The 23564-nt window shown below is 42.0% G+C and carries 24 protein-coding genes, 1 other RNA gene and 1 other annotated feature; of the genes, 2 read left to right on the forward strand and 23 right to left on the reverse strand.

Going from position 1 to position 23564, the window contains the following annotated elements; all coding sequences use genetic code 11:
- Positions 1-64: 64 nt before the first annotated feature.
- The 18 genes from AC4PGZ_RS07705 to rnpB form a co-directional block, all read right to left on the reverse strand.
- On the reverse strand, positions 65-448 hold the full coding sequence (locus AC4PGZ_RS07705; protein ID WP_492158055.1) for a zinc-ribbon domain-containing protein: 384 nt from the start codon (positions 446-448) through the stop codon (positions 65-67).
- 89 nt (positions 449-537) lie between these two features.
- Entirely contained in the window at positions 538-2919 is a 2382-nt protein-coding gene (gene pheT / locus AC4PGZ_RS07710; protein ID WP_492158056.1) for a phenylalanine--tRNA ligase subunit beta, read from the reverse strand.
- Between the two features lie 14 nt (positions 2920-2933).
- Entirely contained in the window at positions 2934-3953 is a 1020-nt protein-coding gene (pheS, locus tag AC4PGZ_RS07715; RefSeq protein ID WP_492158057.1) for a phenylalanine--tRNA ligase subunit alpha, read from the reverse strand.
- A 19-nt stretch (positions 3954-3972) separates the two neighbouring features.
- Positions 3973-4158, reverse strand: coding sequence for a 4-oxalocrotonate tautomerase (locus AC4PGZ_RS07720; RefSeq protein ID WP_028829811.1), 186 nt, complete (start codon positions 4156-4158; stop codon positions 3973-3975).
- 143 nt (positions 4159-4301) lie between these two features.
- Positions 4302-6950, reverse strand: a complete 2649-nt coding sequence (locus AC4PGZ_RS07725) for a valine--tRNA ligase (RefSeq protein ID WP_492158058.1) — start codon at positions 6948-6950, stop codon at positions 4302-4304.
- Between the two features lie 43 nt (positions 6951-6993).
- Positions 6994-7206: a binding site (T-box leader), on the reverse strand.
- 82 nt (positions 7207-7288) lie between these two features.
- On the reverse strand, positions 7289-7777 hold the full coding sequence (locus tag AC4PGZ_RS07730) for a prolyl-tRNA synthetase associated domain-containing protein (protein WP_492158059.1): 489 nt from the start codon (positions 7775-7777) through the stop codon (positions 7289-7291).
- A gap of 143 nt (positions 7778-7920) precedes the next feature.
- Entirely contained in the window at positions 7921-8577 is a 657-nt protein-coding gene (gene phoU / locus AC4PGZ_RS07735) for a phosphate signaling complex protein PhoU (RefSeq protein WP_492158060.1), read from the reverse strand.
- Between the two features lie 41 nt (positions 8578-8618).
- A complete protein-coding gene (gene pstB / locus AC4PGZ_RS07740) occupies positions 8619-9377 on the reverse strand; it encodes a phosphate ABC transporter ATP-binding protein PstB (protein ID WP_492158061.1) in 759 nt (252 codons plus the stop codon).
- 15 nt (positions 9378-9392) lie between these two features.
- Positions 9393-10199 (reverse strand): phosphate ABC transporter permease PstA, encoded by an 807-nt coding sequence (pstA, locus tag AC4PGZ_RS07745; protein ID WP_492158062.1) that lies wholly within the window; start codon positions 10197-10199, stop codon positions 9393-9395.
- Positions 10199-11080, reverse strand: a complete 882-nt coding sequence (pstC, locus tag AC4PGZ_RS07750) for a phosphate ABC transporter permease subunit PstC (RefSeq protein WP_492160256.1) — start codon at positions 11078-11080, stop codon at positions 10199-10201. Before pstC ends, pstA begins: the two co-directional genes overlap by 1 nt.
- A gap of 76 nt (positions 11081-11156) precedes the next feature.
- Positions 11157-12032, reverse strand: coding sequence for a phosphate ABC transporter substrate-binding protein (locus tag AC4PGZ_RS07755; RefSeq protein ID WP_492158063.1), 876 nt, complete (start codon positions 12030-12032; stop codon positions 11157-11159).
- A 176-nt stretch (positions 12033-12208) separates the two neighbouring features.
- Positions 12209-13603 carry an asparagine--tRNA ligase gene (gene asnS, locus AC4PGZ_RS07760; RefSeq protein WP_492158064.1) on the reverse strand — a complete coding sequence of 465 codons (1395 nt, stop codon included), beginning with the start codon at positions 13601-13603 and terminating at the stop codon, positions 12209-12211.
- Between the two features lie 49 nt (positions 13604-13652).
- Complete coding sequence (locus AC4PGZ_RS07765; RefSeq protein WP_492158065.1) at positions 13653-14795, reverse strand: murein hydrolase activator EnvC family protein; 1143 nt, start codon at positions 14793-14795, stop codon at positions 13653-13655.
- A 3-nt stretch (positions 14796-14798) separates the two neighbouring features.
- Positions 14799-15689 carry a permease-like cell division protein FtsX gene (ftsX, locus tag AC4PGZ_RS07770; protein ID WP_492158066.1) on the reverse strand — a complete coding sequence of 297 codons (891 nt, stop codon included), beginning with the start codon at positions 15687-15689 and terminating at the stop codon, positions 14799-14801.
- Entirely contained in the window at positions 15667-16368 is a 702-nt protein-coding gene (ftsE, locus tag AC4PGZ_RS07775) for a cell division ATP-binding protein FtsE (protein ID WP_492158067.1), read from the reverse strand. Before ftsE ends, ftsX begins: the two co-directional genes overlap by 23 nt.
- Before the next feature lie 17 nt (positions 16369-16385).
- Positions 16386-17264, reverse strand: coding sequence for a 16S rRNA (adenine(1518)-N(6)/adenine(1519)-N(6))-dimethyltransferase RsmA (gene rsmA / locus AC4PGZ_RS07780; protein WP_492158068.1), 879 nt, complete (start codon positions 17262-17264; stop codon positions 16386-16388).
- Positions 17257-17805: a ribonuclease M5 gene (gene rnmV, locus AC4PGZ_RS07785; RefSeq protein ID WP_492158069.1), complete on the reverse strand. Its 549-nt coding sequence runs from the start codon at positions 17803-17805 to the stop codon at positions 17257-17259. The genes rsmA and rnmV overlap by 8 nt, the downstream gene beginning before the upstream one ends.
- Before the next feature lie 53 nt (positions 17806-17858).
- An RNA gene (gene rnpB, locus AC4PGZ_RS07790) (RNase P RNA component class A) lies at positions 17859-18197 on the reverse strand.
- 158 nt (positions 18198-18355) lie between these two features.
- Here rnpB and AC4PGZ_RS07795 point away from each other — a divergent pair.
- A complete protein-coding gene (locus AC4PGZ_RS07795) occupies positions 18356-18943 on the forward strand; it encodes a zinc dependent phospholipase C family protein (RefSeq protein ID WP_492158070.1) in 588 nt (195 codons plus the stop codon).
- Between the two features lie 81 nt (positions 18944-19024).
- On the opposite strand, the gene AC4PGZ_RS07800 is transcribed toward AC4PGZ_RS07795, so the two are convergent.
- Entirely contained in the window at positions 19025-20077 is a 1053-nt protein-coding gene (locus tag AC4PGZ_RS07800; protein WP_492158071.1) for a phosphodiester glycosidase family protein, read from the reverse strand.
- Between the two features lie 369 nt (positions 20078-20446).
- Here AC4PGZ_RS07800 and AC4PGZ_RS07805 point away from each other — a divergent pair, with 369 nt between their 5' ends.
- The gene (locus tag AC4PGZ_RS07805) at positions 20447-20992 is read left to right on the forward strand and encodes a GNAT family N-acetyltransferase (RefSeq protein WP_492158072.1); all 546 of its coding nucleotides are present in this window, start codon (positions 20447-20449) and stop codon (positions 20990-20992) included.
- Positions 20993-21090: 98 nt separating this feature from the next.
- On the opposite strand, the gene AC4PGZ_RS07810 is transcribed toward AC4PGZ_RS07805, so the two are convergent.
- The 4 genes from AC4PGZ_RS07810 to mtaB form a co-directional block, all read right to left on the reverse strand.
- A complete protein-coding gene (locus AC4PGZ_RS07810; RefSeq protein WP_492158073.1) occupies positions 21091-21534 on the reverse strand; it encodes a GatB/YqeY domain-containing protein in 444 nt (147 codons plus the stop codon).
- An 18-nt stretch (positions 21535-21552) separates the two neighbouring features.
- Positions 21553-21729, reverse strand: a complete 177-nt coding sequence (rpsU, locus tag AC4PGZ_RS07815; RefSeq protein ID WP_028829789.1) for a 30S ribosomal protein S21 — start codon at positions 21727-21729, stop codon at positions 21553-21555.
- A 115-nt stretch (positions 21730-21844) separates the two neighbouring features.
- A complete protein-coding gene (locus tag AC4PGZ_RS07820) occupies positions 21845-22183 on the reverse strand; it encodes a histidine triad nucleotide-binding protein (RefSeq protein ID WP_492158074.1) in 339 nt (112 codons plus the stop codon).
- A gap of 81 nt (positions 22184-22264) precedes the next feature.
- Complete coding sequence (gene mtaB / locus AC4PGZ_RS07825) at positions 22265-23563, reverse strand: tRNA (N(6)-L-threonylcarbamoyladenosine(37)-C(2))-methylthiotransferase MtaB (protein ID WP_492158075.1); 1299 nt, start codon at positions 23561-23563, stop codon at positions 22265-22267.
- Between the last annotated feature and the right edge of the window lies 1 nt (position 23564).

A 23564-nucleotide genomic window follows, 5' to 3' on the forward strand; every position in this document is an offset into this window, starting at 1 on the left:
TTTAAAAAAGTCAGGACTGACCGCAATTGGGTCAGCTCTGACTTCTTCTTTTATTAATTAAGCCTTACTGCAGCTTTGCTCCGCACTCACCGCAGAACCTCGTGCCCTCAGAATTTCCCGCACCACATGCAGGACAGTTAAGCCCTCCGGCTTCTGCAGGAGATTCGTCTGCCACTCCTTCATCCTTGAGCTTCTGGATTTCGCTCATTACTCCGGTTATTACTTCCTTGCTCTTTCTGATATTCTCACATATTTCAGCTATCTCAGGAGAAAGCGCTTCACCTGCCTCAAACTTGCTCCAGATTATTTCTCCGATCTTCTTCTGATAATCGAGTATGTTGCGATTTTCCTCTCCTATCTTTGTATTGAGTCGTGTAATCTCCATTGCCTCGGTGGCCTTTTCGGTGACATTTTTTGCCATTTTATTGACTTTGTCAAATATTGACATTCAAATCCCCTCCTGTATATTCAAATGAAAAATATCAATAAATACCAGTTAGTTTATACCCGTAAACTTTGCGAATAAATCATTTTGCATTATCTGAGCTTTGCGTTACATTCAATTTCAAGCTGTTGAAGTATCTTCTCTATTACCGGATTGATCTCTTCATCAGTAAGCGTCCTGTCAGATGCCCTGAATTTAAGCGAGTATGCAACAGATTTCTTGTCATGCCCTATCTGAGCTCCTTCGAATATATCGAAAAGCTTTACTTCCTCGAGCAGCTTCTTTCCATGCTTTCTTATCACTTTTTCAATCTCGCTTACATACATATCCCTGTCAACTACGAGAGCTATGTCCCTGAGAACTGTAGGATATTTTGGAATAGGGCTGTACAGGATTCCTGTATCAGATACAGATTTCACTTCATCTATGAATATCTCAAACAGATATACCCTCTTCTTTATTCCATAGTTTTCCAGAACCGAAGGATGAACCTCTCCAATTACCGCTATATTCTTTCCATCTGCTACAACATTTGCGCATCTTCCAGGATGGAATGTCCTTTCGGTCTTTTCAGGCACATATTCATGTTCCTTCACTCCAAGCCCTTTCAGTACTCCCTCGAGCCTTGCCTTCATGCTGAAGAAATCCTCAGTCTTTCCATAAGCTGCAGCAACCATCGCTTTTACTTCCTGTGGAAGCTCACCCTCTGATATACTGAAGAATGTGTTTCCGTATTCAAATGCCGCAAATTCTTCGTTCTTTCTTGATGTGTTCGTATACATTACATCAAGCATAGCAGGTATGAGGCTGGTCCTCATTACAGAAGTTTCTTCGCCAAGAGGATTCAGCAGCTTCAGGAAGCTGTTTCTTCTTTCATCTGTAATGTTGGATTTTTCAAGTCCTTTAGGGCTGACAAATGAGTATGTGGATATCTCCGTAAGTCCATTGTTCATGGCAAGTGATTTCAGGATGTCCTCATACTGCCTGTCTGCGCTTTTTCTTGCCTGCGTAACTTCGGCAATTATCGCTTTTGACTCTATATTGTTGTATCCATATATTCTTGCTACTTCTTCGACAACGTCATCCGCTATTGCCATGTCAAGCCTGTAATGAGGCACTGTTACTTTTATACTGTCTCCGTCAAGGCTGCAGCCGAAATTAAGGCTTTCCAGTATAGCAGTTATCTCAGAGGCTTCGAGCTCAGTTCCCATAAGCCCGTTTATCTTTGTAAGGGTAGTCTCCACAACCTGAGGAACGAACTCCGACTTCATGGTGTCTACTACTTCGCTGCAAACAGCTCCATATCCAAGCTCTTCTATAAGCTGGCATGCCCTGTCTACTGCAAGCTTCGCTCTCAGTATATCTATGCCCTTCTCAAATTTAGATGAGGCTTCGGACCTGAGTCCCAGTCTCCTTGAGGTAAGCCTTATGCTGTCCGCATCAAAAAGAGCGCTCTCGATGACTATGTTCTTTGTATTTCCATCTATCTCAGTGTTGAATCCACCCATTACTCCGGCGATTCCTATAGGCTGCTTTCCATCAGTTATGAGGAGCATGTCCGTGTCGAGCTCTCTCTCTACGTCGTCGAGAGTTACAAGCTTTTCACCTTCATGAGCTCTCCTTACGAGTATCTTTTTGCTTTCTATCTTGTCTGCATCGAATGCGTGAAGCGGCTGGCCGTACTCTATCATTACATAGTTTGTTATGTCTACTATGTTGTTTATAGGTCTCATGCCATACTCTATAAGCCTTCTCTGCATCCAGTATGGAGATGGGCATATCTTTATGTCTCTTATCTCGCGAAGCATATATCTAGGGCACAGCGCTTCATCCTCAACTTCGACTGCGATTCTTACGGGTGCCTGGATTTCCGCTTTTACAGAAGGCACCGGGATATTGGCCTTTACTCCAAGAGTGGCCGCCGCCTCATATGCCATTCCCATCATGGACTGGCAGTCAGGCCTGTTTGACGTGAGCTCAAACTCTATTATTGCATCATTGAGAAGAAGCACGTCTCTTATGTCTTTCCCAAGTTCTACTTCATCAAGAAGAAGTATTCCGTCCTTAGACCTTTCATCTATATATTTTGAGTCTATTCCCAGCTCTTCATTTGAACATAGCATCCCGTTTGAAGCCACGCCTCTGAGCTTTCCGTTTTTGATCTTTATTCCGCCCGGAAGCTTTGCCCCGTGAAGTGCAACGGGCACATAGTCTCCCTCTGATACGTTCTTTGCTCCTGTAACTATCTGAACAGGCTCACCGCTTCCGATGTCTATCTGCGTAACTACGAGCTTTTCAGCATCCGGATGTCCTTCTATGGAAATTATCTTTCCTGTCACGACATTTTCTATCTCTTCTCCAGGAAATTCAACAGACTCAGCCTTTGTTCCTGACATTGTCATCATGTCAGCAAAGGTATTGACGTCCTGATTTATATCCACATAATCTCTAAGCCATTTTAATGATACCTTCAATTCTGCACCTCCAATTAAAATTGTGACAGGAATCTGCTGTCGTTTTCATAAAGCAGCCTGATGTCTTCTATCCCATACTTGAGCATTGCTATTCTGTCGGCTCCCATTCCAAAAGCAAAGCCTGTGTATTTCTTTGAGTCTATGCCACAGTTTTCAAGAACATTAGGGTGCACCATTCCCGCTCCCAGGATCTCTATCCAGCCTTCGCCCTTACACATGCTGCAGCCTTTTCCGTTGCATTTGAAGCATGTAACGTCAACCTCGGCGCTCGGCTCTGTAAATGGGAAGTTGTGCGGTCTGAATTTGGTCTTTATCTCATCTCCGAAGAACATAGATACGAATGTCTCAAGAGTCGACTTAAGGTTTGCAAAGGTTATGCCTTCAGCTACCACAAGTCCCTCTATCTGATGGAACATTGGAGAGTGAGTAGCATCCGGAGTGTCATAGCGGAAGCATCTTCCCGGCGAAATCATCCTTATAGGAGGTTCCTGGCTCATCATGGTCCTGGCCTGAACGGTAGACGTCTGAGTCCTTAGAAGCAGATCATCCGTAAAGTAGAATGTGTCGCTCATTTCTCTTGATGGATGGTATTTTGGAGCGTTCAGCCTGTCGAAGTTGTTCGCTACCGTGTCTACCTCCGGGCCCTCCTCTATTGAGAATCCCATGGACATGAATATTTTTTCTATTTCATTTATTCCGAGCGTTATAGGGTGCATTTTTCCGACGAATCTGCCTTCTACCGGTATCGTCACGTCTATAGATTCCTTCTCGAGCTTTTCGTTGAGCAGTATTTCCTTGAACTCCGCTTTCTTCTTCTCTATGAAATCTTCGATTTCGGTCCTTACTTCATTGGCTACTTTACCCATTTCCGGCCTGATGTCAGACGGCAGCTTTCCCATTTCCTTCATGAGGTTTGCAAGCTCGTTCTTCTTTCCAAGGAAATTAATCCTGATTTCCTCAACTCTGTCGAGGCTTCCTGCTTCCTTAAGCTGCTCAATTGCGGCTTTTCTAAGGTTTTCCAATCTTTCTTTCAATTCTGTCACCTCTCAGATATTATTTGTCACATTGAAGAACGCCTGCGTGTGCGTAATTTTCCTTTTCCATTTCTCTTATTATTATGCTTACTGCTTCAGCAGGACAGTTTGTTGTCTCGCATATAGCTGCCGTAACTTTCTCGATCATTGCTCTTTTCTGTTCTACTGTTCTTCCTTTAAGAAGCTCCACCTGTACTATTGGCATTATAAAATCCTCCTTTAAGTGTTATTTAACTGTTAACGGCCAATATTCAGCAGGATTTAATTTTACCTGCTGAATGGGCCTGAATTTAATTATAATTATATCATTAATTTACGTTTAAAAGTCGTTAATATGACAAATTTATATTATTTTTTCCTTAGCTGAAGTATCCTCTCGTTTATAGAAGAAAGCATCTCCTCGTACTTTTCTTTCTTTGCCGTTTCTTCGTCTACGAGGCTCTGAGGCGCCTTTGCAAGGAATCCCTGATTTGTGAGCTTTCCTGCTGCCCTCTTGATTTCTCCTTCAAGCTTTGCCTTCTCTTTTTCAAGTCTCTCTATCTCTTTCTCGAAATCTATGAGCTCTGCCAGCGGAAGGAATATCTTTGCTCCTTCTATAACCATGCTTACTGCGTCCTGCGGGATTGCTGATTCATCAATGAACTCTACCTCTGATGCAGAAGCGAGAGTCTTTATATATATCTTCGCAGCATCTATCGCTTCTTTTACTTTTCCATCTGCAACTACCATTACCGTAGCTTTTTTAGAAGGCGGAACATTCATCTCAGCTCTTGAGTTTCTTATGGATCTTACTGCTTCCATAACGATTTCCATCTGCTGCTCTTCTTTTTCAAAATTCTCGTTCTCATCATAATGCGGCCACTGCGCTACGATTATCTTTTCTTCTTTTCCAAGGTATGAGTAGATTTCCTCTGTTATGAACGGCATGAACGGATGAAGCAGCTTGAGGATTTTTTCAAGCACATATGTCAGAGTATAAAGCGCTGCATTCTTGGCCTCATCGTCTTCTCCATAAAGTCTTGGCTTAACCATCTCGATGTACCAGTCACAGAACTGAGACCATGCAAAATCATAGATCTTTTCTGCGGCAAGACCAAGCTCAAACTTGTCTATGTTTTCCGTAACATCTGCTGCAACCTTGTTTGCCTTTGATATTATCCACTTGTCAGAAAGCTCGAGGCTGTTCATCGCTCTTTCCTTTGAAATCTCCTTATCTCCGAAATTCTCAAGGTTCATGAATATGAATCTTGAAGCGTTCCATATCTTGTTTGCAAAGTTTCTCGATGATTCCACTCTTTCTATATAGAATCTCATGTCATTTCCCGGAGAGTTTCCTGTAGCAAGAGTGAATCTGAGCGCGTCTGCCCCGTATTCGTCGATTATCTCCAGAGGATCTATTCCGTTTCCAAGAGACTTGCTCATCTTCCTTCCCTGAGAGTCTCTTACAAGTCCGTGGATGAGAACATGCTTGAACGGAACTTCATCCATGGTGTAAAGTGCTGAGAATACCATTCTTATTACCCAGAAGAATATTATGTCATATCCTGTTACCAGTACGCTCGTAGGATAGAAATGTCTGAGCATAGCACTTTCCTCAGGCCAGTTAAGGGTACTGAATGGCCATAGTGCTGATGAGAACCATGTATCCAGTACATCCTCATCCTGAACCAGATGCGTGGATTTGCACTTAGGGCAGATTGACGGCATTTTTCTTGCTACGATTATCTCATCGCACTCCTGACAGTAATATGCAGGTATCCTGTGTCCCCACCAGAGCTGTCTTGATATGCACCAGTCTCTGATGTTGTTTAGCCAGTTGTAGTATATCTTGTCGAATCTGTCTGGTACAAGCTCAAGGTCCTTGTTCTCGAGGGCTTCTATCGCCGGCTTTGCAAGCTTTTCCATTTTTACGAACCACTGCTTTGAAAGCCTTGGCTCTACAACAGTGTTACATCTGTAGCAGTGTCCAACGTTGTGAACATGGTCCTTTATTGCTGCCATAAGGCCGTCTTTTTCAAGGTCCGCTACTATTGCCTTTCTGCACTCGTATCTTGTCATGCCTTCATATCTGCCGGCGTTCTCGTTCATTACTCCCAGCTCATCCATTACAATGATCTGCTTGAGCATATGTCTTTGTCCGATTTCAAAGTCATTAGGGTCATGCGCCGGAGTGATTTTTACAACCCCTGTTCCAAACTCCATGTCAACGTAATCATCAGCAATGATCTCTATTTCACGGTTTACATACGGAACTATCAGAGTCTTTCCGATAAGGTGTCTGTATCTCTCGTCATCAGGGTTTACTGCTACCGCTGTATCTCCAAGTATAGTCTCCGGTCTTGTGGTAGCAACCTCGAGCTTTTCGTCCGAATCCTTTACAGGATAGTAGAAGTGATAGAACTTGCCCTCTACCTCGCCGTGATCAACCTCTGCGTCAGAAAGCGAAGTCTTGCAGTCTATACACCAGTTTATTATTCTGTTTCCTCTGTAGATATGGCCGTCCTCGTAGAGCTTTACAAAAAACTCCGTTACTGCCTTGTTGCAGCCCTCATCCATGGTAAATCTCTCTTTTTCCCAGTCACATGAGTCTCCGAGCTTCTTCATCTGGTCAACTATCCTGCCTCCAAACTCTTCCTTCCACGCCCAGGCTCTCTTGAGGAATTCATCTCTTCCAAGCTCTTCCTTGGATTTTCCTTCCTGCTCTCTTATTCTCTCTACTACCTTAACCTCAGTAGCGATCGAAGCATGGTCAGTTCCCGGCTGCCACAGCGTGTTGTAGCCATCCATCCTCTTCTGTCTTATAAGTATGTCCTGCAGAGTATGGTCGAGCGCATGTCCCATGTGAAGCTGCCCTGTTATGTTTGGCGGTGGGAGAACTATGCTGAACGGTTCTTTTGTAGCATCCGGTTTTGCGCTGAAATAGTTTCCTTCCTCCCACATCTTGTAGATTTTTTCTTCAAAATCCTTCGGGCTGTAAGTAGTTGATAAATTAGCCATTTTTACCTCCAATAATTTTTTGTATTAAAAAATCCCTCATCCATATAAGGACGAGGGACAAATTTCGCGGTACCACCTTAATTCCAGACATTGTCTGGCACTTGGATTCATCTAACGCTGAACAGGCGTCTGCACTACTTGATTTCATGCAGAAACTCCAAAGCTACATTGCACGTTTCCAGTCAGGCGACCTTTCAGCCAGTGAATCGCCTTCTCTGATACTTTCCCCCTGCAACCTCTTTTTCACAGTTATGGTAAATATTCTTCTGTTAGTCAAATATTATATCATGATTTTCAATATTTGTTAATAATAATCTGAGATTTATTTCAAAATAATATTACGCTTTGATATAGAATACTTTATGACCGTCTTTTTTCACTACCTTGATTATTTCATCGAAATCCATTATGAGAGTCGCCGAGTTGTCATTCGGATGAATCCCAAGATTCTTTGCATCCTTGAGATCCTTGTCAAATACATACTCTACAGTCTTTTCCGGATTGTTTATCACAGAAAGAGGTCCTACCTGTCCTGCAACCAGCTTGAGGTGTGTAGACAGTCTCTCATCAGAGCCAAAGCTCAGTCTTGTGCTACCTATCTGCTTAGCTATATCCTGGATATTTATCTGTTTGTCCTTTGGAAGTGTAACTACGAAATGTCTTTTTCCTTTAGCATCCCTGAGGAAGAAGTTCTTGCATACGTCACATTTCTGTGTTATCCCAGCTGCTTCCATATCTTCGATTGTATGAACGATATCGTGTTCTATTATCTCATATTTCAGACCCATATCCTGAAGTGTCTTCAGTGTTAATTCCTTATTATCCATTTCTGCCTCCTGTTATGTAAACTATTTAACAATATCAGTATAGCAAATAAGGAGATAATTGTCGATAATCAAATTGAAAAAGCGAAACAAGAAGCTTTTTGACAGCTCTATGTCTCGCCTTATACCTCTTGGTCATATGAGTTTTAATTTATCTCAACTCGTTTTCCATCAACTATATATATTATTTTTTCGCAGATATTAGTCAGATGGTCTCCCATTCTCTCAAGATATCTTCCTACAAAAAGGAATCTCGTTCCCTGCGATATGTTTCCTGCGTTTTCATTTACCTTATGAAGTATTTCATTGTATATGTTCTTGTATAGCTCATCCACAAGCTCATCCTCGCTTCCGACCCTGTATGCAAGCCTGGAGTCCTCTTCTATGAAGCTCTTTTTAGTGTTCTTGATCATTTCAGAAATTATTACCTTCATCTTTGGAATATCCTTGAGCGGCTTTATATGCTGCTCGTCGCCAATCAGTATAGCTTCCTTTGCTATATTTACTGAGTAGTCTCCCATTCTCTCAAGATCGTTCACTATGCTGAGTATTGAAAACAGTATCCTGAGATCTCTCGCTGCCGGCTGCTGGAGAGCAAGCAGGTCTATGCATCTTTCCTCTATATCATCTCTCAGGGAATCTATAACGTCATCGAAGCTGATTGTCCATCTTGCAGTCTCCATATCCTGCTCTATCAGAGACCTCACGCTTTTTTCCATTATCTCATCCACATCGTCCATCATCTGTACAACCTGTGTCTTAAGTTCACTCAGGCTTAAGTCGAAACCTTCTCTAACCATCATTATCTCCTTATTTATATATAAATTTTCTTACTAACAGTATATTACCCAAATCTGCCTGTTATATAGTCTTCTGTCTTCTTGTTTGAAGGCGTGGTGAATATCTTCTTCGTAAGGCCCTTTTCTATAAGCTCTCCCAGAAGGAAGAAAGCTGTCTCATCAGATATCCTGGCCGCCTGCTGCATGGAGTGAGTAACTATTACGATCGTATACTGCTTCTTGAGCTCCTGCATGAGGTCCTCGATCTTTGAAGTAGCAATCGGGTCAAGCGCTGAAGTAGGCTCGTCCATGAGAAGCACCTCCGGATTTACAGCAAGCGCCCTCGCAATGCACAGTCTCTGCTGCTGTCCTCCCGAGAGCCCCAGAGCAGAGCTCTTAAGTCTGTCTTTTACCTCATTCCAGATGAATGCGCCCTTGAGAGATTTTTTAACTATCTCATCAAGCGCCGCCTTATCCTTTATTCCATGTGTCCTTGGCCCGTAAGCTACATTGTCATATATGCTCATCGGAAAAGGATTCGGCTTTTGGAATACCATGCCTACTCTTTTTCTAAGCTGGTATACATCCACGCTGTCCTTGTATATATCCACTCCATCAAGGAGTATGTCGCCTTCTATCCTGCATCCCTCCACAAGATCATTCATCCTGTTCAGGGATTTTAGAAATGTTGATTTGCCGCATCCTGAAGGTCCAATAAGCGCAGTGATGCCTTCCTTGTTCAGATCTATGTTAATATCCTTAAGCGCCTGAAAATCGCCATAGAATAAGTCCATGTTCTTTATTGAAAATTTATAATCGTTCATAGAGTTTTCCTTTCGTTAGCTGTTTTTTCCAACTTTTTTGCTCAGAAATGTTGCCGAAAAATTTATAATAAGCACAGTTATTATCAGAACCGTGGCTGTTGCAAATGCCGCCTCAAAAGATATTCCTTCCTTTGCAAGAAGATAGAGATGCACTGACAGTGTCCTTCCTGAATCCATTATACTTCCCGGAACCTGAAGCACTGTTCCTGCTGTGAGTATTAGCGCCGCTGTTTCTCCTACGACACGTCCAATGCTCAGTATCATGGCAGCCAGTATTCCAGGTGAAGCAGTCGGAAGTATTATTCTAAATATCGTTCTTATCTTGGTCGCTCCAAGCCCATAGCTTCCTTCTCTGAATTCGCGGGGCACGGATTTTATGGTCTCCTCTGTTGATCTTACAATCGTAGGAAGTATCATTATGCTCGCCGTAAGCGCTCCGGAAATGAGCGACCATCCCCAGCCAAGGGTCTTTACAAAGAACAGCATCCCGAAAAGCCCGTATATTATCGAAGGAATGCCCGAAAGGCTCTCTGTTGCGAACCTTATGATCCTGGTTATTCTTCCCTGCTTTGCATACTCCGTAAGATATATCGCCGCAGAAATGCCTATTGGCGCCGCTATAAGGAGCGCTATGGCAACCATCTGAAGCGTTGCTGCCACAGCAGGCAGTATGCCACTCTGCTCGTTTATCAGAAAATCCATATTTATTCCCGGAATACCCATGATAAGAATATATGACAGTATCCATAGAAGGAACATGAAAGTGAATGCCGCTGACAGATAGACCATTATCTTCAGTGTATTATTGTAAATAGATCTCATTATCTGTCACCACCTATCTTGTGAGTAAAATAATTAAGCATGAAATTGAGTATCATTATGAATACAAACAACACTACACCTATCCCAAAAAGCGCCTCCTGATGAAGCCCGCTCGAATATGACATCTCCATGGCTATGGTCGCTGTCATTGTTCTGAGCCTGTCAAGAAGTCCTCCCGGTATCACAGGAGTATTCCCAGATACAAGTATTACAGCCATTGTCTCACCTACAGCTCTTCCTATTCCGAGTACTATCGATGCCAGTATCCCTGATTTTGCAGCAGGAAGAGTGACTCTGAATATGGTCTCGATCTGCGTTGCTCCAAGCCCCAGAGAACCTTCCCTGTAATATGAGGGGACTGCCCTTATTGCGGTTTCGCTGAGATTTATTATAGTTGGAAGTATCATTATGCTCAGTATCAGTATGGTTGCAAGGAGGCTGTTTCCTCCTCCTCCAAAGACTCTGTCTATAAATGGGACAATAACTACAAGACCAAAGAATCCGTAAACTACGGAAGGTATGCCGGCAAGCAGATTTATTGCGGTCCTCATGACAGCAGCTATCTTAGGAGGTGCAAGCTCTGCAAGAAATACCGCTGTAAAAACTCCAACCGGCAGTCCTATGATTACGGCTCCGACAGTAGCGTAAAGGCTTCCTACTATCATTGCCCATATTCCATAGAAGTCTCCTGTCGGCTCCCACATCTTTCCAAATACAAACTCTCTGAAGCCTACCTGCGCTATTGCCGGTATTCCTCTCGCCATTATATAAAATGCTATGAATATTACTGAAAAAACTGCAAACAGCGCGCACAGAAAAAAAGCAAGCTCTATCGACTGTTCAGTTTTTTTTCTGGCTTTTGCTGCTTTTGCATTGTCCATATGTTTCACGCTTCCACCTCTTTGCTTAAGACTCAATTATGAGGCCCTCAACCAGGAGGGCCTCTGATTATTTATGTTAGTTTACTCTTATATATCCGTCTTTTTCTGCCTCTGCCTGACCTTCGCTGCTCATCACGAAGTCAAGGAATGCCTGGTCAGTCTCTGATATCTCTCCCTTTGTCACAAGTACGAATGGTCTTGCAACTGGATAAGTTCCTGCTGTTATGTTCTCTGCAGTAGGATCTGCACCCTCTACCTGGACTGTCTTGATTGTCTCATCAATGTATCCAAGTGATACGTATCCGATTGCATTTGCCTTTGATGCTACGTTAGCCTTTACAGCCCCTGTTCCTTCTGCCTGAAGCGCTGTCTGCACAAGTCCGCTGATTTTCTTGCCTTCTACTTCCTTCTCTATCTTAAGGATTTCTTCAAAAGCTCCTCTTGTTCCTGATCCTGATTCTCTTGAGACAACAATTATCTCTTCATCATTTCCGCCAACCTCTTTCCAGTTGGTGATCTCTCCCATGAATATCTTCTGAACCTGATCTTTGCTGAGGTTTTGAACCGGATTCTCAGGATTTACTGCTACTGCGATTCCGTCTCTGCATATTATAAGAGGATTTGCTCCCTCTGCTATCTCTTCTTCCTTGAGCTCTCTTGATGACATTCCTATCGTCGCACTTCCATCAAGCGCCGCTTTTATTCCTGCACTCGAGCCTACTGCCTGTATCTCTATATCAACATCAGGAGTCTTGGCCTTATACGCTTCAGCAAGCTTCTGTGCCAGCGGATCTACCGACGTTGAGCCTACAAGTATGATCTTTGATCCCGGTGCAGCTGCCGGATCTGCAGCTCCCTCAGCTGATTCTTCTTTTGATCCACATCCTGCGAGCAGCGCTGCTGATAATACAGCTGTCATTGCCAGTGCCATTAATTTTCTGTTGAATAACATATTCTGTTCTCCTTCTGGATTCTAATTTTAAGTTTATTTTCCTTACAAGCCTATTATACTTCCATTTATATTTTTGTTTGTTATGCCTTTGTAAAGCTTATGTTAATTCTATGTAAAATATCTAAGTAGAACTACACAAAAAAAGACCCGGAGATTTTCCGGGTCCTGCTGTATATTTAAAATTCTGCCGATCCAACTGTTCTTGGGAACGGGATTACGTCTCTTATATTGCTCATTCCTGTAAGATACATGATAAGTCTCTCAAATCCAAGTCCATAGCCTGCATGCTTTACTCCGCCGTATTTTCTCAGCTCAAGATACCACCAGTAATCCTCTTCATTAAGATTGCACTGCTTCATCTTTTCCACTAGAACGTCATAGCGCTCTTCTCTCTGTGATCCTCCGATAAGCTCTCCTACTCCTGGTACGAGAAGGTCCGCTGCCGCAACAGTCTTTCCGTCATCATCAAGTCGCATGTAGAAGGATTTGATTTCTTTAGGATAGTTTGTTACAAATACAGGTCTCTTAAATACCTTTTCTGCAAGGTATCTTTCGTGCTCTGTCTGAAGATCTACACCCCACTCAACTGAATAGTCAAATTTTTCCCCGGATTCCTGGAGAAGCTTTACTGCATCTGTATATGTTATTCTTCCAAATTCTGAGTTTACAACGTTTTCAAGTCTCTCGAAAAGCTCTTTGTCGATTATTGAATTGAAGAATTCCATTTCTTCCGGCGCATTTTGAAGCACGTATTTTATAACGAACTTGAGCATTTCCTCCGCATTGTCAAGATAGTCCGTAAGATCTGCAAATGCCATCTCCGGCTCCATCATCCAGAACTCAGCAGCATGCCTTGCCGTGTTTGAGTTCTCTGATCTGAATGTAGGTCCGAATGTATATACATTCTTGTATGCAAGCGCAAATGTCTCAGCGTTCAGCTGGCCGCTTACAGTAAGGTTTGTCGACTTTTTGAAGAAATCCTTTGAGTCATCCACAAGGCCGTCTTCTGTCTTTGGGATATTATTCATATCAAGCGTAGTTACCCTGAACATCTCTCCTGCCCCTTCGCAGTCTGAGCCCGTTATTATAGGCGTGTTCACATACACAAATCCTTTATCCTGAAAAAATTTATGAATTGCATATGATGCAACCGATCTTACCCTGAATGTTGCATTAAACGCATTAGCTCTTGGTCTGAGATGAGCTATTGTTCTCATGTATTCAAAGGTATGTCTCTTTTTCTGTAAAGGGTAGTCTGCATCAGAAGTTGCCTCAACAGTTATCTCTCTTGCATGTATCTCAAAAGGCTGCTTCGTTCCCGGAGTCTCTACCAGAGTTCCTGTGACGTTTATGGCAGTGGCTATAGGAAGCTTTACTGCCTCCTTGAAATTATCCAGCTTTCCATCTTCGATCACAACCTGAAGGTTCTTGAAGAATGTTCCGTCGTTAAGCTCTATGAATCCAAATGTCTTTGAGTCTCTGGATGTCCTTATCCAGCCCTGTACTGTTATCTCTTTCCCAACATACTCTGCAGGTTCTCTGAAGAGTTTCTTTATGTCCACTGCCTTCATATAATTTTCTCCTTATATATTTTTATTATTTTTATTATTTATCTTCAGTCTAAATATAATTTCTCGGATTTATTGTCGCTCCATTTTTTCTGACTTCAAAATGAAGGTGATTTCCTGTGGAATACCCTGTAGAGCCTACCTTGGATATCACAGATCCTCTTTTTACCGTCTGGCCAGTCTTTGCTACAAGTGAAGAGTTGTGTGCATATACTGTAACTATGCCGCCGCCATGATCTATCATTACTACATTTCCATAGCTGTTCTTGTATCCCGAAAATATGACGACTCCGTCGCTTGCCGCATATACCGCAGTTCCTTTTGGAGCGGCTATGTCAAGCCCCTGGTGAAAGCTCTTCGATCCATTTATAGGGTCGCTCCTGTATCCGTAAGTCGAGGTTATCGTGCCTCTTATTGCCAGCGGCCAGTGCATTGAGCCTCCAGAGTAATTCTTCTGAGTGGAGCTCTTGCTTTTAGGCTTTGCAAGAAGTGCCTGAATCTGCTTTTCAATTGCAGCAGATTCTCTCTGAAGCTCTTCTTCCTGAAGTCTGAGCTTGTCTAAGTCCTGTGCTATCTTATGCTTTTCAGAGAGCTGCACTCCGAGATTCTCTTCCATTACGCTCTGCTCGCTTGCCATTTCCTGCTGTATCTTCGTCATCTTTTCCTTGCTTGCCTCGAGCGATTTTTTCTGCTGCTCGTGCTTCTGCCTGCTCTGCTCAAGCTCCTCAAGGAGCTCCTTGTCATGATTCACTATCCTCTGTATGTTGTTTACATTGGACATCAGATCAGAAATATCCTCTGATGAGAGGAGAATCTCCAGGTAACTGACATCGCTCGTCTTGTACATAACTCTGAGCCTTTCCTGTAGAAGCTCCTCGTTTTTTTCAAGATCCTTTTCAATTTCAGCAATCTTTTTCTTGGTTGACTTAATGTTTACATTAAGTCCGGCAAGCTGCGACTGAAGGTCATCAAGCTTTGCCTGGCTTTCATTTATCTTCTGGTCAAGGCTGTAGATATTCTTGTTTATGTCATTTACTTCCTGTTTTTTCTGATTTATCTCTGCAGTTATCTTGCCTTTTTCAGTCTTTATAGTGCTTAGCTGGCTTTTCTGCTTGCTCAGGTCCGGAGCCGCGTACACTGTCGTTAACGAAAGTGAGGCTATCAGTATCCCGCTCAGTATGACTCTTTTTTTCATTATCTATACCTCCAGATATCTTCTGACTGAAATAACACTTCCAACCGTTCCAATTCCAATTCCCATAGATATAAACACCGTTGATATCGTTCCAAGTATGTCATTTATCCTTATCAGATATCCATTTATGAAGTTCATGCTGCTCGAAATAAGGAAGTCATAGACTACGCTGTAAAGGCCGTATGTCACGAATATGGCTATGACGGCTCCTATGAACCCGAGTATGAGGCCTTCGATTATGAATGGCCATCTTACGAACCAGTTGGTAGCCCCTATATACTTCATTATGAATATCTCTCTCTTCCTCGCATAGAGGGTGAGCTTTATAGTGGTAGCTATTATGAATACAGATACGAATGAAAGCAGTGCCATCAGCGCAAGTCCGAATTTGTTTACCGTGGATGCGATGCTGTTAAGCTGCTGCACAATATCCTTGTAATAGCTTATGTCGTCTATATTATCCAGCTTCTGGATGTCTGCTACCATCTGATCTGCCTTCTGCGTGTCTTCGATTTCGACTATATATGAATTCTGGAGCGGGTTCTCTATGCCCTCAAGCAGATAGGAATTCTCTCCCCATCTCTCCTTGAGATTTATGAGCGCCTGTTCCTTTGTCTCGTAAGTAATGCTTCTCACATTATCGATGCTCTCGATTTTGCTCTTTACCGAAAGAATATCATCCTGGCTCAGGTCATCCACCAGAAAAACCTGCACCGAGTTGAACTGCTCTTTTGTCTGCTCAGAAATGAAATTTATGTTGAGGACTATGCACAGCATTATTCCAAGCACAAAAAGCGACGAGGAAACCGAAGCAACTGATGCAAGCGACATTGAACGGTTTCTTGCGAGCCCCTTCATGCCTTCCTTTATGCTATAGATAAGATTGTTTAACATTTGTGTAATTCCCCCTTTGCACATCACTTGTAACCATACCTTTATCGAGGGTTATTACTCTCTTCTGAAGCTTGTCCACGATTTCTTTTGCATGAGTAGCTATTATTACTGTGGTCCCTCTTCGATTTATATCCTGAAGGATCTCCATGATCTCATCTGCATTCTGTGGATCCAGGTTTCCTGTAGGCTCATCTGCTATAAGTATTACTGGATTGTTTATTATCGCTCTTGCGATTCCGACTCTCTGCTGTTCTCCTCCTGAAAGCTGATTTGGATAGGATTTTGCCTTGTCGCTCAGTCCTACGAGCGAGAGCGCCACCGGAACCTTCCTTCTTATATCCTTTTTCTTCTGCTGAGTGATTTCCATGGCAAAGGCTATATTTTCATATACCGTCTTGTTAGGCAGCAGCCTGAAGTCCTGAAACACGACTCCCATATTTCTCCTGAATCTTGGGATAGTCCTGGGAGAAAGCATGGCTACGTTTTTTTCATTAACCGTCAGCGTTCCTTCCGAAGGTATCTCTTCTCTAAGAAGAAGCTTTATGAAGGTGGATTTTCCAGCTCCTGAGCTCCCTACAAGGAAAACAAACTCTCCCCGGTTTATATTTATGTTTACGTCCTTTAACGCGAATTTATCCTTTTTTTCATATTTTTTACTTACATTCTCAAACTTAATCAATTTTGCCTCCTCTGAAACTACTTGTCTGGAGTTTCTCTCCTTAAACAGTAAATTTGATTCGATAAACTGGCAAATTCCAAAATAGTAAGAGTCTCCCCTCTTCTTTTTGGATCTATGCCCGAAGCTTCAAGAGCTTTTTCAATTATTTCTTTTTCAAAATCCCCATAAGTCGAGAGTGAATTGAGAATCGTCTTCCTTCTTTTTGAGAAGGACCCCTTGACAACCTCAAAAAACAGATCTGAATCCATGAGATCCACACCTTTATCCTGTTTTACATCAATTCTGAGCACCGAAGAATCTACATTCGGCGGCGGTACAAAAGCTCCCTTTGGCGCTTTTGCGATTATGCGGCTGTCAGCGTAGTACTGTATCGCTACAGAGAGGCTTCCGTATGCCTTGGTTGAAGGTTTTGCAGCAATTCTGTCGGCTACTTCCTTCTGTATCATTATCACCATGGAAGAAAGGGCTATTCCCTCCTCAAGAAATCTCATTATTATAGGAGTGGTGATGTAATAAGGCAGATTTGCTACAACCTTTATCTTCTGATCAGGTGAATGCTCACGCACAAGCGCAGGCAGGTCCACCTTCAGTATATCCTGATTTATTATCTCTACGTTGTCAAACTTCGAAAGAGTTTCACTCAGTATTGGTATAAGCCTTGAGTCTATCTCTATTGCGACAACTTTTTTTGCTCTTCTGGCAAGCTCCGATGTGAGCGTGCCTATTCCAGTCCCAATCTCAAAAACGATGTCATCGCTTCCTATATCCGCTCCATCAACTATCTTTCTCAGTATGTTTCCATCTACGAGGAAATTCTGTCCCAGAGATTTGGTGAAGTTGAATCCATATTTTTCTACAATAGCCTTCGTGGCCGTGTGAGTTGCTAAATTACTCATATATCTCCCTGTTTACAGTACTTACCGCTTCGGAAAATTCTTCTCTGGTAATACCATAATTATTCAATCTTGATAAAAACTGCTTTGCGTTCGCGTATCCTATTCCGAGTATCTGCCCTGCAAGGTCTCTTCTTTTTCTCGAATCATTTCCCATAAGCAGGTCGTTATCCAGAAGGTCCCTGTTCGTGAATTCCGTTCTTTTTGATGTAAGCTGGCACCTGGCACTCTCAAGTGCCATTAGTATTGCCTCAGGGCTAGCATTTTCAACACCTATGTCATCATCTTTTACAGCAAGCTCTCGTGGAATATATGCATGCTTGCAGTTTCCTGCAATGCTTATTATCTCTTTTCTTATTTTCTCTCCTGCATAATCAGGATCGGTAAGGACAATTATGCCTCGTGTTTCGGCAGCTTTTTTAATTCTCTCCCTGACGTCCTTTGGAAATCCAAAACCATTGGTTGCTATTATCTCTGCATCTACTGCCTTCTTTACCGCAGAGATATCATCTTTTCCTTCTACTACAATTACTTCTTTGATCAAATTTATCTCCAGACATTTTTTACAAAAAAACCAACGCTTATATGCATTGGTGATTAATGAGTATACCTGTAAGCCGAGTTCTGTCTTGAATAGCCATCTATCTAGGCCTGTTGTCACCAGCAGGCTCAAGCGACCTACCTACGGATAGGGACGGGCAGCCCCCTTTCTTGATCCTACTTGGTCTTGCTCCGGATGGGGTTTACATAGCCAATTGATCACCCAATTGCTGGTAAGCTCTTACCTCACCTTTCCACCCTTACCTGAATTACAGGCGGTATATCTCTGTTGCACTTTCCTTAGAGTCGCCTCCACTAGGTGTTACCTAGCACCCTCGCCCTACGGAGCTCGGACTTTCCTCATGGTTTTATCCATGCGACTATTCGGTATACTCACTGAAATATAATACCACAATTTCATATTAATTTCAACTTTTCATGTAAATTTGTTTTGAGTGTGTCAATTTTCTTGCTCAAATATTTAAAATATTTCTTGTAATAGATTTTCTATTGTAGTAAAATTAATATTGTTAAACGTACAAGGAGGACGATAGATGCTAATTCCAACCCATATGAGAATGTCAGAAATTATATATTCAAACATAGAAAAAAATACTGATTTTTTATTGAATCGACTCACCTTCAAGACTGGCAACATGAGTCCTGATATCCCTCTTTACCACAAACACCTCAAGCATTATAAGCATCAGAACTTTGATTATATACTTCAGATGATAAGCGAGCTTTCATCTGTTGACCCAACTGTAAGCATGGCTGAAATGAATATGTATTCCTACAGGCTTGGAGTCATAGCACACTACGTATGTGACTACTTCTGTCTCCCTCATCACGACAGAGACACTTATCAGGATAACCTCAAGAAGCACCTTGTTTACGAAAAAGATCTGCATAAGGCAGTAAAGCAATATTCTCACACAGACGCAGTAGAATTTAACAGCGGTCTCTCATTGAAAAGCCATGAACTGGTTCATTTTTTTGATGAACTGCTCCAGAAGTACCTGAACGAAGAAGTTTCATTCGAGAACGATCTTCAGTTTGCCATATCAGCGGCTTCGATGGTATGCTCAGCAATAGTGATGAGTTCACTCAGCATAAATACTGCGGAGCTTGCTTACGCATAATATATTTAATATGATCTCAAAAGGGACACCATGCTGACATAAGTCGGACGGTATCCCTTTTTTTCGTTATAAATTTGTTTTCTATTTAAAGTACAGAATGTTGCTGAGGTTTCTTCCCGGAGAGGAAATAAATTTCCCATTGGCATACAGCCCACTGGAAGCTCCTCCGTCAAGATTCATGGCATCAGTGCATCCAAGGCTGAGCATGATTCCTGCGAGCTCGCTCACCTTCGCAGTAGTAGTGGCTATGATTATATTGCCATTTGCCTTTATGCCTATCGCAGACCTTGCGCCTGCATTCGAAAGTATCTTTGCCTCCGTAAAGCCTTCATCCTTATAGCTCTGCATATCCGTTATCTTCTGTGAGTTTTTTAAAACCATCGGTCCTGCGCCCACTGCAAGCATGAGGTCATTATTATCAAGTCCGGAAACCTCGTATTTCCAGCTCACTGTACTTCCCTCGCTGCATGCTGAGGCAAACCTTGAAAGGGCACTGCTTGAACCGCTTACGTTAAGCACGAATCCTCCCTGCGGAATCTCAGCATCTTCTCCGGAAACCTTCTTTATGACTTTGCCATCCCTGTCCACCATTATATTTATCCCTGATTTTATTCCCAGGTTCTTTCCCCATCTGTCTGTATAAAGATATATTCCCTGAGCTCCTACTTTCCTGTTTATTCCATATACGCCCACCGTGTGCTGTGTCTCATGCGCCGTAGCTGAAATGCTCGTCTTTATCCTTCCTATTTGTGCCGATCCGTCTTTCGTTATAGTAAAGCTCGTTCCGTTGTCATACTTGTGTATGAGCTCCCCTTTGTTTATCAGGTTCCCATTTGGAAGAAACGGACCCTGTTTTTCATACGCATTGAAAAATGTGCCGTTTACAGCTACTTTTGCCGAAAACGCCTTTGCCATGGCTGACATGGGCTGCACCCCACCTACTTTGTTCTGGCCAATTGCTATGTATCCACTCATGCTTCCTTTTGGTATTTCTGCTACATTTACAGCTTTTCCTGCCACAGTCTTTGAATATGTCTTATATGCCGGCTGCTCCGCGTGAACGCTAAGTCCCGATGACGACATAACAAGCACGGTAAGAGCACACAAGGCTGATTTCAATCTGATTTTTTTCATTCTTTACCCCCGTAAAATATATTTAACAGCTAAAATTGTTCACTTAACAGTATATAACATAATTTAATGTTTATCAAATAAAACCAAATAATACCAACACACGTTTTTCGAGCATTATTTTACATAAAACATTTGACATATATATAAATTTTTGATATTATTAAATTACTGTACTCAAAAATTGCAAATATTTAATTGTTTAATCATCACCAACCTTCACCACCACGCAATCGTTGATATGACAAGGTTATCCAATATAGAATGCACTGCATTCAACCGCTGGCAAAGCAAAAATCCTCGCCAGCTTTTATGCGGAATATTCCTTGTTCTGATAAAAAATTTAATTTATTTTATTTAGGAGAGTGATTTATGTATTTAGAAGAAAAAACAGTACTGCCAAAGAAAGTCATCCAGAATCTGGACGGCGACATAGAAAACCTGAAGGTTTACCTTGTTCAGGATTATAATTCCAACCTGCTCAAGCGTATGGTCAATTTTGGATTAAGAATTTTTGGAGACCTCGGCATGGATGAATGGGGCCTTGTCCCTCAGATCAGACATGGAAACGTATACATGCTGAGAGAAGAGAGCAATAAAAAAATCATAGGTCTTGCAATACTTATGAGAGACTGGGAAGATACCGATAAATGCTATCTTTTTGACTATGCAATCTCACCTGACTTCCACGGTCAGGGACTTGGGTTTCATTTTCTTAAAGCCGTGATAGAGAACGTAAAAGAACAGGGCTTCAGCAAAATGGGACTCACTGTGGATGTAGAGAACAAAGCTGCAATAAAACTGTATAAAGACAAGATCGGATTTGACATAATAGATATGAATGAGGATGAATACGGCGAAGGACATCACAGATATATAATGAATCTGGATTTCAGTAGCCTGAACTACAAGAAATAGTAATATAGCCATAAAAGTTAATATGAGCATCGCAATGTAATATATCCAGAAATCAAAAAAGAATCCTTTTCAGGATTCTTTAATTTCTGTGTGTGTGTTTAATTTAAAACTTTTTTAACCATTTCGTTGATTCTTTTACCATCAACTCTGCCTTTAGCGACAGCCATAACCTTACCCATTATTTTGCCCATGTCCTTTATAGACTGTGCATTTACTTCAGCTACTGCGTCTCTAACTACAGCTTCCAGTTCTTCATCTGTGAGCTGCTGTGGAAGATATGAAGCGAGGATCTCAATTTCTGCTTTGGTTTGAGCTATCAAGTCATCTCTTTCAGCTTTTTCAAACTCAACTAATGCATCTTTTCGCTGCTTTAGCTGCTTTGCTATAAGCTCGATAACGTCATCGTCATTCACGTCGACTCTGTCATCTACTTCCTTCTGTTTAACAGAAGCTCTAATCATCGTGATTACGGATTTTTTCAAAGTTTCCTTGTTTCTCATGGAAACCTTCATATCCTCCATTAATCTTTCTTTTAGAGTCATGTTTTCACCTTCTATCAACTATCGTTTTTTCTTTCTTGCCGCTTCAGCTTTTTTCTTTCTTTTTACACTTGGTTTGTCATAGTGCTCTCTTTTTCTAACCTCTGCCATTACACCTGATAATGCGCATTGTCTCTTAAATCTTCTAAGAGCGCTATCTAAAGATTCATTCTCTTTAACTCTTACTTCTGTTGCCATCTTTATCCCTCCCCTCACTACTAACACTTTTTAGATTGTTTGAAGCAGTTCTGTTTTATGGGTAAAACGTTACTATGACATTATACACTTATTTTAATTTTTTTACAAGCCTTTTTTAGCCTGGTGGCCACGTAAGTTTCCTCTTTCCAAGAATATGAAAGTGCAGATGGTCTACAGTCTGTCCACCAAATTCCCTGCAGTTTGTAACAACCCTGAATCCTTCGTCTTCCATACCTTCCTGTTTTGCGATTATCTGCACCGCCCTGATCATGTCATTTATCTCAGTGCTGTCGTGCGGAATCTCAAGTATGTCTGCGTAATGAGCTTTTGGAATCAGCACTATGTGAACAGGCGCCTGAGGGCTTATATCGCGAAATGCAAGCACTTTTTCATCTTCATATACTCTGGTAGATGGTATTTCGCCGCTTGCAATCTTGCAGAATAAACAATCCATATTATACCTCCATTCATATTTGTTCCTTCTATTATATTCCATAGAAGCACATATTATCAAGGAATAAATACAGTATTTTTATTAAGCTCTTTCTGCGATTGCAAAATCTTCTGAAATATCAGTTATTCTGGACTTTATTATCTGATTCGAAAGGTTCTCCAGAGTCTTTATGCCGACCTTTATATAGTTTTTTGTATGTCCTGTGGCATATCCATTTTCATGAGTTTCTATGAGTATATCCACAATCTGTCCTACGTGGAGGTCTTCAAAGTCTTTTTTGTTCTTTTCATTCAGCTTTATGAGGCATTCACTTCTGCTGTTTTTTACTGATGGGTCTACCTGATCCGGCATCTCGGCTGCCTTTGTGCCATTTCGAGGCGAATATTTGAATATGTGTGTCTCATAAAGTTTCAACTCTTTTAAAAACTCATAAGTCTGCTCGAATTCCTGATCTGTTTCTTCCGGAAAACCTACTATCACATCGGTAGTTATGGCTGCATAAGGGAATGTCCTTCTTATCGTGTTCACAGCCTCCCTGTACTCCTGCGAGGTATATCTCCTGTTCATCCTCGAAAGGACGCTGTCGCTTCCACTCTGAAGGGAAAGATGGAAATGAGGACAGAACTTGTCTACTGCGCCAAGCCTTTGAACAAATTCCTCTGTTATGATAAGTGGCTCGACTGAGCTGGTCCTTATCCTCTCAAGCCCTTCTATCTCTGCTATGCTTTCTATGACGTCTATGAGTGACATATCTCCTGAATCTTTTCCATAGGATGCCACATGGATTCCCGTGAGCACTACCTCTTTATACCCATTTTTTACGATCCTGCCGACTTCTTCTTTTATATTTTCCAGCTTCCTGCTTCTTACAGGTCCTCTGGTGAACGGTATTATACAGTATGAACAGAACCTGTCGCAGCCATCCTGTATCTTTACGAGCGCCCTCGCACGGTCTCTGACTTCGCTTATCTCAAGCTCTTCAAAATCCCTTATCTTCATTATATCTTCAACTATTATGCGCTTGTCCTGTGAGGTTATGTTTTCGATTTCGCCAAGTATAGCTTTTCTGTTGCTGGTGCCCAGCACGAGGTTTACTTCTTCTATCTCGAGTATCTCATGAGGAGCCTTCTGTGAATAGCATCCCATTACTACAACCACTGCAGATGGATTGAGCTTTCTGGTCCTTCTTATCATCTGCCTTGATTTTTTGTCTGACATCGCCGTCACTGTACATGTGTTCACTATATATACATCCGCATATTCTTCGAATCTGCCTATATTGTATCCGCTGTTTTTCAGCAATTCTTCTACCGCTTCTGTTTCGTAGGTATTTACCTTGCAACCGAGCGTCAGAAATGCTACCGTCTTGCTGCCTTCCAAT

This window comes from Proteocatella sp. QWL-06 (assembly GCF_058684135.1).

Bases quoted from the DNA above. Each gene is read 5' to 3' on its own strand.
- AC4PGZ_RS07705 (WP_492158055.1), bottom strand. From the start codon at position 448: ATGTCAATATTTGACAAAGTCAATAAAATGGCAAAAAATGTCACCGAA.
- AC4PGZ_RS07720 (WP_028829811.1), bottom strand. From the start codon at position 4,158: ATGCCAATAGTACAGGTGGAGCTTCTTAAAGGAAGAACAGTAGAACAG.
- AC4PGZ_RS07725 (WP_492158058.1), bottom strand. From the start codon at position 6,950: ATGGCTAATTTATCAACTACTTACAGCCCGAAGGATTTTGAAGAAAAA.
- AC4PGZ_RS07730 (WP_492158059.1), bottom strand. From the start codon at position 7,777: ATGGATAATAAGGAATTAACACTGAAGACACTTCAGGATATGGGTCTG.
- phoU (WP_492158060.1), bottom strand. From the start codon at position 8,577: ATGATGGTTAGAGAAGGTTTCGACTTAAGCCTGAGTGAACTTAAGACA.
- pstB (WP_492158061.1), bottom strand. From the start codon at position 9,377: ATGAACGATTATAAATTTTCAATAAAGAACATGGACTTATTCTATGGC.
- pstA (WP_492158062.1), bottom strand. From the start codon at position 10,199: ATGAGATCTATTTACAATAATACACTGAAGATAATGGTCTATCTGTCA.
- pstC (WP_492160256.1), bottom strand. From the start codon at position 11,080: ATGGACAATGCAAAAGCAGCAAAAGCCAGAAAAAAAACTGAACAGTCG.
- AC4PGZ_RS07755 (WP_492158063.1), bottom strand. From the start codon at position 12,032: ATGTTATTCAACAGAAAATTAATGGCACTGGCAATGACAGCTGTATTA.
- asnS (WP_492158064.1), bottom strand. From the start codon at position 13,603: ATGAAGGCAGTGGACATAAAGAAACTCTTCAGAGAACCTGCAGAGTAT.
- AC4PGZ_RS07765 (WP_492158065.1), bottom strand. From the start codon at position 14,795: ATGAAAAAAAGAGTCATACTGAGCGGGATACTGATAGCCTCACTTTCG.
- ftsX (WP_492158066.1), bottom strand. From the start codon at position 15,689: ATGTTAAACAATCTTATCTATAGCATAAAGGAAGGCATGAAGGGGCTC.
- rsmA (WP_492158068.1), bottom strand. From the start codon at position 17,264: ATGAGTAATTTAGCAACTCACACGGCCACGAAGGCTATTGTAGAAAAA.
- AC4PGZ_RS07795 (WP_492158070.1), top strand. From the start codon at position 18,356: ATGCTAATTCCAACCCATATGAGAATGTCAGAAATTATATATTCAAAC.
- AC4PGZ_RS07800 (WP_492158071.1), bottom strand. From the start codon at position 20,077: ATGAAAAAAATCAGATTGAAATCAGCCTTGTGTGCTCTTACCGTGCTT.
- AC4PGZ_RS07805 (WP_492158072.1), top strand. From the start codon at position 20,447: ATGTATTTAGAAGAAAAAACAGTACTGCCAAAGAAAGTCATCCAGAAT.
- AC4PGZ_RS07810 (WP_492158073.1), bottom strand. From the start codon at position 21,534: ATGACTCTAAAAGAAAGATTAATGGAGGATATGAAGGTTTCCATGAGA.
- rpsU (WP_028829789.1), bottom strand. From the start codon at position 21,729: ATGGCAACAGAAGTAAGAGTTAAAGAGAATGAATCTTTAGATAGCGCT.
- AC4PGZ_RS07820 (WP_492158074.1), bottom strand. From the start codon at position 22,183: ATGGATTGTTTATTCTGCAAGATTGCAAGCGGCGAAATACCATCTACC.